At 68.2% G+C, this 12,778-nt stretch carries 15 protein-coding genes; 13 read left to right on the plus strand and 2 right to left on the minus strand.

What is annotated here, in order from left to right:
- The first annotated feature begins 1 nt into the window (after position 1).
- The 6 genes from hypB to VB734_RS10335 all read left to right on the plus strand — a co-directional run bounded on the left by hypB (position 2) and on the right by VB734_RS10335 (position 5,867).
- A complete protein-coding gene (hypB, locus tag VB734_RS10310) occupies positions 2–706 on the plus strand; it encodes a hydrogenase nickel incorporation protein HypB (RefSeq protein ID WP_197161282.1) in 705 nt (234 codons plus the stop codon).
- Positions 703–2,091 carry a type III glutamate--ammonia ligase gene (gene glnT, locus VB734_RS10315; protein ID WP_197161284.1) on the plus strand — a complete coding sequence of 463 codons (1,389 nt, stop codon included), beginning with the start codon at positions 703–705 and terminating at the stop codon, positions 2,089–2,091. The genes hypB and glnT overlap by 4 nt, the downstream gene beginning before the upstream one ends.
- 70 nt (positions 2,092–2,161) lie before the next feature.
- On the plus strand, positions 2,162–3,247 hold the full coding sequence (locus VB734_RS10320) for an ABC transporter substrate-binding protein (protein ID WP_197161287.1): 1,086 nt from the start codon (positions 2,162–2,164) through the stop codon (positions 3,245–3,247).
- Positions 3,244–3,990 carry an ABC transporter permease gene (locus VB734_RS10325; RefSeq protein WP_197161289.1) on the plus strand — a complete coding sequence of 249 codons (747 nt, stop codon included), beginning with the start codon at positions 3,244–3,246 and terminating at the stop codon, positions 3,988–3,990. The genes VB734_RS10320 and VB734_RS10325 overlap by 4 nt, the downstream gene beginning before the upstream one ends.
- A gap of 1 nt (position 3,991) precedes the next feature.
- Positions 3,992–4,759, plus strand: a complete 768-nt coding sequence (locus VB734_RS10330; RefSeq protein WP_197161292.1) for an ABC transporter ATP-binding protein — start codon at positions 3,992–3,994, stop codon at positions 4,757–4,759.
- Positions 4,743–5,867, plus strand: a complete 1,125-nt coding sequence (locus VB734_RS10335) for an aromatic ring-hydroxylating oxygenase subunit alpha (RefSeq protein ID WP_197161307.1) — start codon at positions 4,743–4,745, stop codon at positions 5,865–5,867. Before VB734_RS10330 ends, VB734_RS10335 begins: the two co-directional genes overlap by 17 nt.
- On the opposite strand, the gene VB734_RS10340 is transcribed toward VB734_RS10335, so the two are convergent.
- Positions 5,812–6,684, minus strand: a complete 873-nt coding sequence (locus VB734_RS10340) for a sugar phosphate isomerase/epimerase (protein ID WP_197161310.1) — start codon at positions 6,682–6,684, stop codon at positions 5,812–5,814. The genes VB734_RS10335 and VB734_RS10340 overlap by 56 nt on opposite strands.
- Positions 6,685–6,723: 39 nt before the next feature.
- Positions 6,724–6,921 carry a hypothetical protein gene (locus VB734_RS10345; RefSeq protein WP_197161313.1) on the minus strand — a complete coding sequence of 66 codons (198 nt, stop codon included), beginning with the start codon at positions 6,919–6,921 and terminating at the stop codon, positions 6,724–6,726.
- A 199-nt stretch (positions 6,922–7,120) separates the two neighbouring features.
- Between VB734_RS10345 and VB734_RS10350 the strand changes: the two genes are divergently transcribed.
- The 7 genes from VB734_RS10350 to VB734_RS10380 all read left to right on the plus strand — a co-directional run bounded on the left by VB734_RS10350 (position 7,121) and on the right by VB734_RS10380 (position 12,739).
- Positions 7,121–7,504, plus strand: a complete 384-nt coding sequence (locus VB734_RS10350) for a hypothetical protein (RefSeq protein ID WP_197161316.1) — start codon at positions 7,121–7,123, stop codon at positions 7,502–7,504.
- A gap of 2 nt (positions 7,505–7,506) precedes the next feature.
- Positions 7,507–8,259 (plus strand): HAD family hydrolase, encoded by a 753-nt coding sequence (locus tag VB734_RS10355; protein ID WP_197161319.1) that lies wholly within the window; start codon positions 7,507–7,509, stop codon positions 8,257–8,259.
- Positions 8,228–8,674 (plus strand): cation transporting ATPase C-terminal domain-containing protein, encoded by a 447-nt coding sequence (locus VB734_RS10360; RefSeq protein ID WP_231594506.1) that lies wholly within the window; start codon positions 8,228–8,230, stop codon positions 8,672–8,674. Before VB734_RS10355 ends, VB734_RS10360 begins: the two co-directional genes overlap by 32 nt.
- 117 nt (positions 8,675–8,791) lie before the next feature.
- Entirely contained in the window at positions 8,792–10,084 is a 1,293-nt protein-coding gene (locus VB734_RS10365; RefSeq protein ID WP_197161323.1) for an ABC transporter substrate-binding protein, read from the plus strand.
- Positions 10,081–10,938 carry a carbohydrate ABC transporter permease gene (locus tag VB734_RS10370; RefSeq protein ID WP_197161326.1) on the plus strand — a complete coding sequence of 286 codons (858 nt, stop codon included), beginning with the start codon at positions 10,081–10,083 and terminating at the stop codon, positions 10,936–10,938. The genes VB734_RS10365 and VB734_RS10370 overlap by 4 nt, the downstream gene beginning before the upstream one ends.
- A complete protein-coding gene (locus VB734_RS10375) occupies positions 10,938–11,747 on the plus strand; it encodes a carbohydrate ABC transporter permease (RefSeq protein WP_197161329.1) in 810 nt (269 codons plus the stop codon). Before VB734_RS10370 ends, VB734_RS10375 begins: the two co-directional genes overlap by 1 nt.
- Positions 11,744–12,739 carry an ABC transporter ATP-binding protein gene (locus VB734_RS10380; protein WP_197161332.1) on the plus strand — a complete coding sequence of 332 codons (996 nt, stop codon included), beginning with the start codon at positions 11,744–11,746 and terminating at the stop codon, positions 12,737–12,739. The genes VB734_RS10375 and VB734_RS10380 overlap by 4 nt, the downstream gene beginning before the upstream one ends.
- The last annotated feature ends 39 nt before the right edge of the window (positions 12,740–12,778 follow it).

A 12,778-nucleotide genomic window follows, 5' to 3' on the forward strand; every position in this document is an offset into this window, starting at 1 on the left:
CATGCACATGCCCCTCAGCGACACTCTCGGCCTGAACCTGATGGCCGCCAATCAGCACCAGGCGGAGCACAACCGCGAGCACTTCGAGGCCTGGAACCTGCTCTGCCTCAACGTGATGAGCAGCCCCGGCGCCGGCAAGACCTCCCTGCTGGAGCGCACGATCACGGCTCTCGCGCCGCAGCTGGAGATGGCGGTGCTGGAGGGCGACATGACCACCCAGCTCGATGCCCAGCGCCTGGAAGCGGTGGGGGTACCGGTGGTGCCGATCACCACGGGTCGCGCCTGCCACCTCGATGCGGCGATGGTGAGCGGTGGCCTGCGCCAGCTCCGGGCTCAGCTCGACCCGGCCGCTCTCGATCTGCTCTGGGTGGAGAACGTGGGCAACCTGGTCTGTCCTGCTGAATTCGAGGTGGGCGAGCACCTCAAGGTGGCCCTCCTCAGCGTCACCGAAGGCGACGACAAGCCACTCAAGTACCCGGTGATGTTCCGAGAGGCCGATTGCGTGCTGATCACCAAGGTGGATCTGCTCCCCTACCTGTCGGTCGAGGTGAGCCGCATCGAAGCGCACATCCGCGCGGTCAACCCTGAGGCTGTGGTCTTTCAGGTCTCGGCCAGCAGCGGCGCCGGGCTCGAGGACTGGATCCAGTGGGTGCTGACCACCACCAGGGAGCACACCCGCGCGGCCGTGCTGGCGGAGGTGGGATGAGCAGTCTGCATTCCCTGGTGTCGTCCTCCGATCCGCTCACGGAACCCCAGCTCAGCTGGCAGCAGCGCAAGCTCGATCTCCTCAGTCAGGGGGTGAGCTATGCCCTGGCGAGCTTCGTGGATCTGCACGGCACCAGCAAGGCCAAAGCGGTGCCCCTGGATCATTTCGAGGCGATGCTCGCTGGCTCGGAACTGTTCACCGGTGCCGCCCTCGATGGCGTCCCCCAGGACGTGAGCGACGACGAAGTGGCGGCGATCCCCGACCTGGCCACCGCCACGGTGTTGCCCTGGCGCCGCGATGTGGTCTGGCTGGCCAGCAGCCTGCATCTGCACGGGCAGCCCTTCGAGGCCTGCAGCCGCAACATTCTGATTCGTGCCCTCGCTGAAGCCCGGCGGATGGGGTTCCGCTTCAACCTCGGCATCGAGACCGAATTCTTCGTGCTGCGCCGTGGTGCCGATGGAGCCCTCCGGCCCGCCAGCTCCCGCGACACCCTCGAGAAACCCTGTTACGACCTCACCGGCCTGCTCGACAATCTGCCCTGGCTCGATGAGCTGGTGCAGGCGATGAATGATCTCGGCTGGGGGGTGTATTCCTTCGATCACGAAGATGGCAATGGGCAGTTCGAGACCGACTTCGCCTATGCCGAGGCGCTCACCATGGCAGACCGCCTCACCTTCTTCCGGCTGATGCTCAAGGAGATCACCCACCGCCACGGGTTGATCGCCAGCTTCATGCCCAAACCCTTCAGTGATCGCACCGGCAGCGGCGCCCACTTCAACATGTCGCTGGCGGATCCGGCCACGGGACGAAATCTCTTCGCGGGCGACGCCCCTGGCAGCATCACCCCATTGGCGGAGCAGTTCATCGCCGGGGTCCTGCGCCATGCTCCGGCGATCTGCGCCGTGATCGCCCCCACGGTGAACAGCTACAAGCGTCTGGTGGCCCAGGGATCCATGAGTGGCTTCACCTGGGCGCCGGTGTTCATCTGCTACGGCAACAACAACCGCACCAACATGCTGCGGATTCCATCCGCTGGCGGCCGGGTGGAATGCCGCGCGGCCGACAGTGCCTGTAACCCCTATCTCGGAGCAGCGATGATCCTCGCGGCCGGGCTGGAAGGCATCCGCGACGAGCTGGATCCTGGTTCACCCAATCTCGTCAACGCCTACCGGCTCAGCCCCGAGCAGCGGGTCGGGAGGGGGTTGAAGGTTCTGCCACGAACCCTTGGTGAAGCCATCGAGGCCTTTGCCGCCGATCCACTTTCCCGCGCGGTGTTCGGTGATGCCATGGCTGACGCCTTCATCGACTACAAACGAGCCGAATGGGCCGAGTATCACGGCTGCGTGTCGGACTGGGAGCTGACGCGTTATCTCGAATTTCTCTGAGCCATCTCCACCACGCTTTTGTTTCTCCCAGTCCTTTATTCCTTTACAGCCTGTCTTCGCCACTCAACCAATGATCTCTAATCCGCACTCCGATCCCGGCTCCACCGCCAAACCTGCCGCCGCGCCCTCGCGTTCTCAGCAGCACCGGCCGCCCCATCCGCGCCGGCGCTTTCAACGTCTGCTCGGTTTTGGCCTGACGGCGCTGCTCGGCGGCGGACTGCTGGCCAGCTGCCAGAGCCCTCCGAAGCCGGGTGCCTCCCCCGTGCGCATCGGCTACAGCGCCTGGCCCGGCTGGATTCCCTGGAAGGTCACCGAGGAGAAGGGCCTGTTCACCGCGGCGGGGGTGCCGGTGACCCTGCAGTGGTTCGATGGCTACCTCGACTCAATCAATGCGCTCAACGCCGGCCAGCTCGATTGCAACAGCCAGACCCTCAACGACACGATCAGTTCGATCGCCGGAGGCGCCGACCTGCGGGTGGTGCTCACCAATGACAACTCCACCGGGAACGACCAGATCATCGCCGCCCAGGGCATCAAGGACGTGACTCAGCTCAAGGGCCGCAAGGTGGCTGCGGAGGAGGGCACGGTCGATCACTACCTGTTGCTGCTGGGCCTCAAGAAAGCGGGCCTCTCATCCAAGGACATCGACTTCGTGCCGCTGGAAACGGGGGCGGCCGCAGCAGCTTTCGTGGCCGAGAAGGTGGATGCCGTGGGTGTGTTCGCTCCCTTCACCACCCAGGCGCTCAAGCGTGCCGGCAGCACAACCCTGGTGTCCTCCAAGGAGTTCCCCGGTGCCATCAGCGATCACCTGGTCTGCCGCACGGAGTTCGTCGAGAAGAACTCCGAGCAGCTGCAGAAGGTGGTGAATGCCTGGTTCGCCACCCTCAAGGAGATCAAGGCCAATCCTGGCCCCAGCCTCACGATCCTGGCAGCCCGGGCTGGGGTGAGCGAGGCCGAATACAAGGAGTACGACGCCGGCACCACGATCTTCACGCTCGAGCAGAACCGTGAGGCGCTCAAGCCGGGCAGCACCATGGCTTCGCTCCCCTTTGCCGCGGCCGAGATCAGCACCTTCCTGCAGGAGGTGGGACTGGCCAAGACACCGCCTGATCTCACCAAGCTCTTCGATGCGCGCTTCGTTGACGCGGCGCCATGAGGAGTCCCTGGTTGCTCGGTCCCCTCGGGATCGGCGCGGTGCTGCTGGTCTGGTCGCTGATCAGTCTCAGCGGCGCGGTTGATCCCCTCTTTCTGCCGAGCCCGCCGGCGGTCTGGCAGGCCGCGAGTGATCAGTTCCAGGGCGGAATCCTGGTGGGTGATGCCATCGCCAGCATCCGGCGGGTGTTCCTGGGCTTCGCCCTCTCCGCGGCCCTGGCCCTGCCCCTGGGGATCGCCATGGGCAGCAATCCGCTGATCTGCCGCCTGCTGGAGCCGCTGCTGGGTCTGATCCGCTACATGCCGGCGCCAGCGTTCATCCCCCTGCTGATCATCTACTTCGGTCTGGGGGAGTTGCCCAAGGTGCTGCTGATCTTCGTCGGCACCTTCTTCTTCAACACCCTGATGATCATGGATGCGGTGAAGTTCGTGCCGCCCGAGCTGATCGAGACGGCCCTCACCCTTGGAGGCCGTGGCCTGCCGATCCTCACCCGCGTGGTGGCCCCCTTCATCGCCCCCCAGGTGATTGATGCCTACCGCATCAACATGGCCTCGGCCTGGAACCTGGTGATCGTGGCCGAGCTGGTGGCCGCCAACGAAGGCCTGGGCAAGCGCATCAGCCTGGCCCAGCGCTTCCTGCGCACCGATGAGATCTTCGTGGGCCTGATCGTGATCGGCCTGATCGGGCTGTTCATCGATCTGGGTTTCCGCTTTCTGCTGCGCCGCAGCTGCGCGTGGGCCAACTGACATGCATCTGTCCGTCAACGGCGTCAGCAAAACCTTCGGCGAGGGCCGCCGCGCCAAGTTGGTGCTCGACGACATCAGCTTTTCGATCGATTCCGGTGAATTCGTCGCCCTGGTGGGCAGCTCCGGTTCGGGCAAATCCACGGTGATGCGCCTGATCGCCGGCCTGGAGAGCCCCAGTGCCGGTGTGATCGCCCTGGACGGCCGTTCGGTGCGCGGGCCCGGCCCCGACCGGGGCATGGTGTTCCAGAAGTACAGCCTCTACCCCTGGATGACCGCGGCCCAGAACGTGGCCTTCGGCATGACGCTGCAGGGATTGCCCAAGGCCCTGGTCCGGGAGCGCACGGGCTACTTCCTGGAGGTGGTCGGTCTGCAGGATGCCGCCCGGCGTCTGCCGCGGGAGCTCTCCGGCGGCATGCAGCAGCGGGTGGCGATAGCTCGCGCCCTGGCGGCCGATCCCAAGGTGGTGCTGCTGGATGAACCCTTCGGCGCCCTGGATCTGCAGATCCGCGAATCGATGCAGGAGTTTCTCTATCAGCTCTGGGAGCGCTCCGGGCTCACGGCTCTGCTGATCACCCACGACCTCGAGGAGGCGTTGCTGCTGGCCAAGCGGGTGCACATCATGGCGCCGCGTCCGGGTCGCATCGTCAGGACGGTGGAGGCGGATCTGGATCGTTCCAACCTGGCCCACCTGAGGGTGTCCGCTCCGTTTCTGGAGCTGCGGGAGGAACTGGTCAACACCCTGCGCACCCTTGATGGCGCCACCCTCTGAACCGGCCGCCGTGGACGCGTCAGGCGATCAGTTCGGCCAGCGCCCCTTTCTGGAGGCGGAGCTCTATCGCTCCGCCCCGGTGGCCGAACGAGAGCGGCAGGTTTACGCCCCCCGTTTCTGGCATCCGGTGGCACCACTCTCCAGCCTGCCGGAAGGAACAGCCCTGGCTCTCGAGTTGCTGGATCGCCCCCTGCTGCTCACCCATTCCCCCGGCGGTCCGCCGCGGGCGTTCCTCAACCGCTGCCCTCATCGCGGGGTGGCCCTGCTGCCCCCGGCACAGGCGGCCCAGCCCTGCCGACGTCTCATCTGTCCGTACCACGGCTGGACCTACGACCTCGGCGGCAGCCTGCGGGCCGCGGCCCGGGAAGCGGAGTTCGTGGATCCCTTCGCACGCGAGGACTGGCCCCTGATCCAACTGGCCTGCGCGGTGCGCGGCTCGATGCTCTGGGTGGCGATCGGCCAGGATCCGCTGCCCCTCGAGCACCAGCTGGATCTGGTGGAGCAGGAGCTGGGCCCGGCCCTGGAGCGGCCAAGGGTGCTGCTGGCCAGCCTGGAGTCGGAACTGGCCTGCAACTGGAAGGTTGCCCACGACAACACCCTCGACGACTACCACGTGGCCATCGCGCACCCCAACACCCTGCACCGCCAGCAGGGGCCGGTGCGCCACTACCGGCATCGCTTCGCCGATCACGCCAACCTGCTGGCCACCCCGGTTGCCCTTCAGGGCAGCGCTGCTGATGCGGAGGCGCCGGAGTTCCTGACCTTCGGGGCTCCGCCCTGGATTCATCTGCTGGCCTGGCCCGATGGGCGCCTGGCCCTGATCAGTTTTCCTCCCCGTGATCCCGGCCACTGCCTCCTCCACGTGTGGCTGCTGGGTGATCCCGCCCAGAAGGCCCGGGGCGAAGCCTGGATCGAGGAACTGCGTGCGTTTCTGGAGGAGGACCGGGCCCTGGTGGAGTCGGCCCAGCGGGGCTACGCCAGCGGTCTGACGCCCGGCCCCGCCCATCGGCTGGAGCGGCGGATCCTGCACCAGCAGGCGCTCTATGCGCGGATCATGGGCCTGGAGCCGCCGACTCCGACTCCGTCTTCGTCTCCAGCTCGCGTCTGAGCCAGGCGGCCATGGCCGTGTTGATCTGCAGCAGATCGGCCACCGGCTGGTTCGTGAAGGGAAGGGTGGGCAGGTAGCCGTCGGGGCCGAACTCCGGAGTGAGTGTGAAGCGCTCCATGCCGCGTGCTCGGGCCCGATCGAGAAACAGCTGCCAGCAGGCCCGATGCGCCACGAGGGCCTCGGTGTGTTCGGGTGCGAACGGGTGACTCACCTGGGGCCCCTGGGCATGCCCCACCCGGGCGTGGATGTGGTCCACCCGCTCAGCGATGGTCTGGATCGGCTCCAGGTCCGGTGTCATCAGCCGCTCGCAGGCCACGCACCAGTGGCTGAGGTCGGCGGTGAGCCGCAGATCCGGGTAGCGACTGATCCAGTCCTGAATGCGCCAGGGGTCCGCCAGGCTGCGTGAACGGTGGGTTTCGAACGTCACCGGTGCCGGGGCGGCGGCGGCCAGAACGAGCGCCCGGTCCCAGAACCAGTGCTGATCTGCACGGCTCCAGCTGTCGCTGCCGGTGATCACCGTGATCCGTAGTGGCTCGAGTCGGCGGCAGCGCTCCAGCTGACTGGCCAGGTGCTGCAGATGCTCGGCGGCTGTCATGGCGAGATCGGGCACGTAGCCGTTGCCTGTGACCAGCTCCACGATCAGCGCGAGCCCGGCGGCGCCCAGCTCGGCCACCACCGCGCCGGGATCAGCGCCAGCCAGGGCTGGATGGTCGAGATTCGCCTCGAGTCCATCAAAGCCGTGATGGCGGGCCCGCTGAATCGCCTCCTGCAGGCCACCCTGGAATCCCCAGAGGCTGTGCAGGATCAGGGCCTGCATGCCCTCCACGGCGTTCCATGCGGAGAGCTTGGAGCGGTCTCAGCGACCGCTGGTGTGGTCCGGTGCGGCCGGGGCATCCTCCACATCCAGAAGGCTGGGCTGGATGCCGAGGTAGACCGCCTCGCGGAACAGGGCCTGGTGGGCCTTGGCATCGCCACGGGCCCTCGCTTCGGCCATGCGCTGCCGCAGCGACAGCACGAGGGCCTGGTGGCGGGGATCCTGGGCGGTGGTGGCCATGGCGATCAGCTCTGCACCGGTCTTGACCGGGCGTTCAGACCCATCAGTTTACCGAGAGTTCGCCCAGGCCGATGGAGCCCTTTGACCCCCCTGGAGACCCCGAGGCCTTCTGGAGCGTGCCGGTCGCCGTGCTGCCGGGCTGCTGCTGCGTCAGTTCACCAGCCCGATCATCCTGATCCTGGCGGCCGCGGCCCTGCTCTTGTTTCTGCTGGATTCCCCCACCGATGGCCTGATCATCCTGGTGATCGTGCTGATCAGCGGGCTGCTGGGGTTCTGGCAGGAGCGCGGCGCGGCCGGCGCGGTGGCGCGGATGCTTCAGACGGCCGCCACCACCATCGGGTGCTTGCTCACCGGAGCCGCCACCCAGTTCGCGGCCATCGCCGAGCGCCTGCGCCAGCGCAGCCCGGAAACGGATTTCGAGCGGGGTGTGCGCCGCTTCGGGGCGCTGCTGCTGGAGCTGACCCTGGTGCTGGTGATCACGATCTTCGCGGTCAACGTGATCCTGCAACGGCCGGTGCCATCGACCTCACGGCCTGGACCAAGCTCGATGAGATCCCCTTTGATTTCAACCGCAAGCGCCTGAGCGTGCTGGCCCGCAGGGAGGGCGTCCCGGTGCTGATCACCAAGGGGGCCTTTCTCAAGGTGCGGGAGGTGTGTGACCGGGCGGAAACCGCTGCCGGCGCCGTTGTGCCGCTGGCGGCCGTGGAGGCGGACCTGCGCGAGCGGTATGCCGCCTGGAGCGCCGAGGGGTGTCGGGTGCCCCGCGCGGTGAGCCGCACCGACGTAACCGGCATGACCGTTCTGGGTCTGCTGGCACTCACGGATCCGCTCCGGCCCGGCGTGAAGGCCACCGTGGCCGAACTCGCGCGTCTCGGGGTGCGGCTGAAGATGATCACCGGCCACAATGCCCTGGTGGCGGCACGGGTGGGCCGTGAAGCCGGTCTGCGCAACCCGGAGGTGCTCACCGGCACCCAGATGCAGCAGCTCTCCGACAGTGCCCTGCCGGTGCGGGCCGAGCAGGTGGATGTGTTCGCCGAGATCGAGCCCAGCCAGAAGGAGCGGCTGATCCATGCCCTGCGGCGCTCCGGCCACGTGGTGGGCTACCTGGGCGGTGGACGTGGCCCGGGAGGCGGCCGACATCGTGCTGCTGGATCCCGACCCGGCCGTGCTGCTGGCGGGCATCCGCGAGGGAAGGCGCACCTTCGCCAACCTGGTCTCGATGGCGGTGGCGTCCCTGGCCCTGCCCTTTCTGCCGCTGCTGCCCAAGCAGATCCTGCTCACCAATCTGCTCACCGATCTGCCGGAGATGACCATCGCCTCCGACCGGGTGGATCCTGAGTGGATCAGCAGCCCCCACCGCTGGAGAATCCCGTTCATCAAGCGGTTCATGGTCACCTTCGGTCTGGTGAGTTCTCTCTTCGACGTCCTCACCTTCCTGGTGCTGCTCCGGATCCTCCACGCCGACGCCGCCCAGTTCCGCAGCGGCTGGTTTCTGGAATCAGTGTTCTCGGCCGCCTCGATCGTGCTGGTGATCCGCACCCGCGGTCCTCTGCTCCACAGTCGCCCTTCAAGGGCACTGGTGGCGGCCACGATCGCGGTGGGCATGCTCACCCTGCCCCTGCCCTGGACGCCGTTGGGGCGCCTGTTCGGGTTCGTGCCCCTGCCGCTGGAGTTTCTGCTGCTGATCCTGCTGGCCTACGTGGCCAGCGCCGAGCTGGCCAAGGGCTGGTTCCACCGGCGCTGGGCCGGCTGAGGCAGACAGGCTCCCAGGACCCCGCTCGGTAAGGTGACGGCAAGTTCATGCCGAGCGGCCGAACCGACCCGCAGGGGTGTCGCCAGGCCCCCGCTGCACCGTTCCAGGAGGAGGAGCATGGGGCTGCGCAGCACCCTGCGATACGCCGTCCTGGCTCTCCTGCTTGTGGGCCTGATCGCCACCGGAGCCCTCTGGGCGCAACGCCAGGCACCTGTGGTCGTCACGGCGCTGATGCCGGCGCCGTTCGTGGAGGCCACCGTGCCGATCGTGGAGCGCTTCAACCGCAGCCATCCCGGCATCGTGCTGCGGGTGAACCGGGGCCCCTTCGAGACCGAGGCCATCTCCGATCTGGCGATCAGCAGCCTGCTGCTGGGGGACAGCCCCTACGACCTGCTGCTGATGGACGTCACCTGGACGCCGAAGTATGCCGCCGCTGGCTGGCTCGCCCCCCTGGAGCCGCTGCTGGGGGACGACGCCCTCGCCGGGGTGGTGCCGGGGGCTCAGGAGGGCAACCGCTTCGATGGCCACCTCTGGCGGATCCCCCTGGTGGCCGACATGGGGCTGCTCTACTGGCGCACCGATCTGATGGCGACGCCCCCGCGCACCCCCGACGAGCTGATGGCCACCGCCGGCGCACTGCAGCGGGCTGGCCGGGTGCGCTGGGGCTACGTCTGGCAGGGCCGCCAGTACGAGGGACTGAGCTGTGTCCTCCTGGAGGTGCTGCACGGCTTCGGCGGGACCTGGCTCTCCGCCTCGGGTGATCGAGTGGAGCTGGGCAGCCCGGCCGGGGTGGCCGCGGCCGCCTGGTTGCGCCAGCTGATCGTTCAGGGCATCACCCCTCGGGCGGTGGCCAATTTCGCCGAACCGGAGGCGCTGCAGAGCTTCGAGGCCGGCGATGCCGCCCTGATGCGCAACTGGCCTTACGCCTGGGCCGAGCTGCAGAAACCCGGCAGCCAGGTCAGGGGGAAGGTGGGCGTGACCACGATGGTGGCCGCCCCCGGGGGGCGCCCAGCCGCCACCCAGGGCAGCTGGGGATTCTCACTGGTGAGCCAGAGCCCCCATCCCCGCGAGGCCGCACTGGTGATCGCCGCCCTCACGGCGCCGGAGGTTCAGAAGGACCTGGCTCAGCGGCTGGGCTACACCCCCACGCTCTTGGCCCTGTTCGAGGACCCGGAGCTGGTGGCGGCGAACCCGGTGCTGCCGGAGCTGCGCCGGGCGCTGGAGGCCACGGTGCTGCGTCCGCTCAGCCCGCTCTATGCCCAGCTCAGTGACATCCTGCAGCGGCAGCTCAGCGAGGTGATCACCGGCGAGCGGGTGGCCGCCGAGGGCATGGAGCGGGCCCAGAGCCTCAGCAACCAGTTGCTGAGGGCCAGCGGCGTGGGGGTCAGCGGCGGGGCGGCGCGGTCATGACCCTTCTGCTCACGCTGCCCGCTCTGCTGCTGCTGGCGCTGGTCTTCGCCGTGCCCCTGCTGCGTTACGGCTGGCTCAGCTTCCATGCCGACTCGGTGATCACCGGCCTGCAGCCGGTGCCCAACGGCGGTGCCAACTGGCTGCGCCTGCTCGAGGACGAGCGCTTCTGGCAGGACACCGTTCAGACCCTGCGCTTCACCGGGCTGTCGGTGTCGCTGGAGCTGCTGCTGGGGCTGGCCCTGGCCTTGCTGCTGCATCAGAGCTGGCGGGGCCGCACAGCGGTGCGCACGATCACCCTGCTGCCCTGGGCCCTGCCCACCGCGGTGATGGCTCTGGGCTGGCGCTGGATCTTCAATGATCCCTACGGACCGATCAATGCCCTGGTGCAGGCGCTGGGACTGCCGGCGCTGCCCTTTCTGAGCAGCCCCGCCAGCACCTGGCTGGTGGTGGTGCTCGCGGATGTCTGGAAGACCACTCCCTTCGTGGCTCTGCTGCTGCTGGCCGGACTGCAGTCGATCCCCATGGACCTCTACGAGGCCTTCGCCCTGGAGGGCGGCACACCCGCTCAGGCTCTGCGCCGGATCACCCTGCCGCTGCTGCTGCCCTATGTCTTCCTTGCCGTGCTGTTCCGGCTGGCCCAGGCGCTGGGAGTGTTCGACCTGGTGCAGATCCTCACCGGCGGTGGCCCGGCCGGGAGCACCGAAACCCTGGCTCTCTATTCCTATCTCTCAGCCATGCGCTTTCTCGATTTCGGCTACAGCGCCACGGTGATGCTGGGGATGTTCATGCTGCTGCTGGGTCTCACCGCCGCTCTGCTGCTGGGCCGGCGCTGGCTGGCGGGGGGGAGATCCTGATGCGGTTCCGTCGCCTGGCCGTGCTGCTCGTGCTGCTCTGGAGCCTGCTGCCTCTGTTCTGGCAGCTCTACACCTCACTGCGCACAGGGGCGGCTCTGGTGAATCCTCAGGCGGACCTCACGGGCTGGACCTTCGACAACTACCGGCAGATCCTCTCGGGTGATCCACCCTTCTGGCGCTTCCTGCTCAACAGCACAGTGGTGGGGCTGACCACCACGGCCCTGACCCTGCTGCTGGCCATCCCCTGCGCCTACGGCCTCCAGCGGCAGCGGGCCGGAATCCGGGTGGCGCTGAGTGGCGTGCTGCTCGCTGCCGCGGTGTTCCCCTATGTGCTGCTCTTCCTGGCGCTGCTGGAGCTGGCCAGGCGCTTCGGGCTGGCCAACCATCTGCTGGCGCTGAGCCTGCCCTACGCCGGCCTCTCCCTGCCTCTGGCGGTGTTGCTGCTGGGGGCGGCGTTCCGGGATCTGCCGCCGGAGCTGGAGGAATCTGCCGTGCTGGAGGGCCTCAACCTCTGGCAGCGGCTGCGCTGGGTGCTGCTGCCGCTGATCGCCCCCGCCAGCGCCAGCACCGGGCTGCTGGTGTTCCTGTTCAGCTGGAACGAATACCCGATCGCCCTCACCTGGATCAGCCGCCAGGAGCTGCTCACCCTGCCCATCGCCATCGCCCGCATCGCCGGTTCCTCCGTGTACACCGTTCCCTATGGCGCCTTCGCGGCGGCCACCGTGCTGGGCAGCCTGCCGCTGCTGGCCCTGGTGGTGATCTTCCAGAAGCCGATCGTGGCGGGCCTGACCCAGGGGGCCGTCAAATGAGCGGTATTCAGCGGCCGCAGGGCCTGGTGCTCGAGGGGCTGGAGAGACGCGTCGGCGGCACCCTCGTGCTCGACGGCCTCAACCTCGGCGTGGCGCCGGGGGAGTGCCTGGCACTGCTGGGCCCCAGCGGCTGCGGCAAGACCACCACCCTGAGGCTGATCGCCGGGCTCGATCAGCCCAGCGCCGGCAGCATCCGCCTCGATGGCGACGACATCACCCGGCAGCCGCCCAGCCGCAGGCAGGTGGGGATGGTGTTCCAGAGCTATGCCCTCTACCCCCACCTCACGGTGGAGCGGAACCTCTCCCTGGGGATGGAGCTGCGCGGCCTCCCCCGCGATCGGATCGCGGAGCAGATCAGCTCGGTGCTGGAGCTGTTGCAGCTGGAGCCCCAGCGCCGGCGCCGGCCGGCGGAACTCTCGGGCGGTCAGCGCCAGCGGGTGGCCCTGGCCCGGGCTCTGGTGCGCAAGCCGCGGTTGTTTCTGCTCGATGAGCCGATGAGCAATCTCGATGCCCAGTTGCGCGAGGACCTGCGCGCGGAGCTGCGCCTGTTGCTCTGCGGCGGCCCCCAGCCTGTGGTCTATGTGACCCACGATCAGCAGGAGGCCATGGGCCTGGCCGACCGCATCGCCGTGCTGCAGCAGGGGCGGCTGCAGCAGATCGGCACCCCCCGTGAGCTCTACGACGAGCCCGCCAATCTTTTCGTGGCCGGCTTCATCGGCCGACCGCGCATCAATGTGCTGCCCGCCGAGGCCGGCCGCATCCGGGCGGTCCGCCCGGAACACCTGGAGCCCGTGACGGAAGGGGGGCTGCCGGCCCGGGTGCTGCTGCGTGAGTGGCAGGGGGCCAGCCAGCTGCTCCAGCTCGACACGCCCCACGGCCGCTGGCGCATGGTCTGCGATGGCCGGGTGGAGGTGGGCGAAACCATGGGGCTGGGCTGGCCGGCGGCGCGCGAACTGTGGTTCGAATCCGGCAGTGGCCGGCGGCTCGCCTAGCGCAGCTCAGCCTCCAGCAGGCCCAGCCAGGCCTCCGGC

Source organism: Synechococcus sp. BA-124 BA4 (assembly GCF_034931165.1).

Excerpts from the sequence above, each read along its gene's own strand:
- hypB (WP_197161282.1), top strand. The coding sequence starts at position 2 with ATGCACATGCCCCTCAGCGACACTCTCGGCCTGAACCTGATGGCCGCC.
- glnT (WP_197161284.1), top strand. The coding sequence starts at position 703 with ATGAGCAGTCTGCATTCCCTGGTGTCGTCCTCCGATCCGCTCACGGAA.
- VB734_RS10320 (WP_197161287.1), top strand. The coding sequence starts at position 2,162 with ATGATCTCTAATCCGCACTCCGATCCCGGCTCCACCGCCAAACCTGCC.
- VB734_RS10325 (WP_197161289.1), top strand. The coding sequence starts at position 3,244 with ATGAGGAGTCCCTGGTTGCTCGGTCCCCTCGGGATCGGCGCGGTGCTG.
- VB734_RS10330 (WP_197161292.1), top strand. The coding sequence starts at position 3,992 with ATGCATCTGTCCGTCAACGGCGTCAGCAAAACCTTCGGCGAGGGCCGC.
- VB734_RS10335 (WP_197161307.1), top strand. The coding sequence starts at position 4,743 with ATGGCGCCACCCTCTGAACCGGCCGCCGTGGACGCGTCAGGCGATCAG.
- VB734_RS10340 (WP_197161310.1), bottom strand. The coding sequence starts at position 6,684 with ATGCAGGCCCTGATCCTGCACAGCCTCTGGGGATTCCAGGGTGGCCTG.
- VB734_RS10345 (WP_197161313.1), bottom strand. The coding sequence starts at position 6,921 with ATGGCCACCACCGCCCAGGATCCCCGCCACCAGGCCCTCGTGCTGTCG.
- VB734_RS10360 (WP_231594506.1), top strand. The coding sequence starts at position 8,228 with ATGACCATCGCCTCCGACCGGGTGGATCCTGAGTGGATCAGCAGCCCC.
- VB734_RS10365 (WP_197161323.1), top strand. The coding sequence starts at position 8,792 with ATGGGGCTGCGCAGCACCCTGCGATACGCCGTCCTGGCTCTCCTGCTT.
- VB734_RS10370 (WP_197161326.1), top strand. The coding sequence starts at position 10,081 with ATGACCCTTCTGCTCACGCTGCCCGCTCTGCTGCTGCTGGCGCTGGTC.
- VB734_RS10375 (WP_197161329.1), top strand. The coding sequence starts at position 10,938 with ATGCGGTTCCGTCGCCTGGCCGTGCTGCTCGTGCTGCTCTGGAGCCTG.
- VB734_RS10380 (WP_197161332.1), top strand. The coding sequence starts at position 11,744 with ATGAGCGGTATTCAGCGGCCGCAGGGCCTGGTGCTCGAGGGGCTGGAG.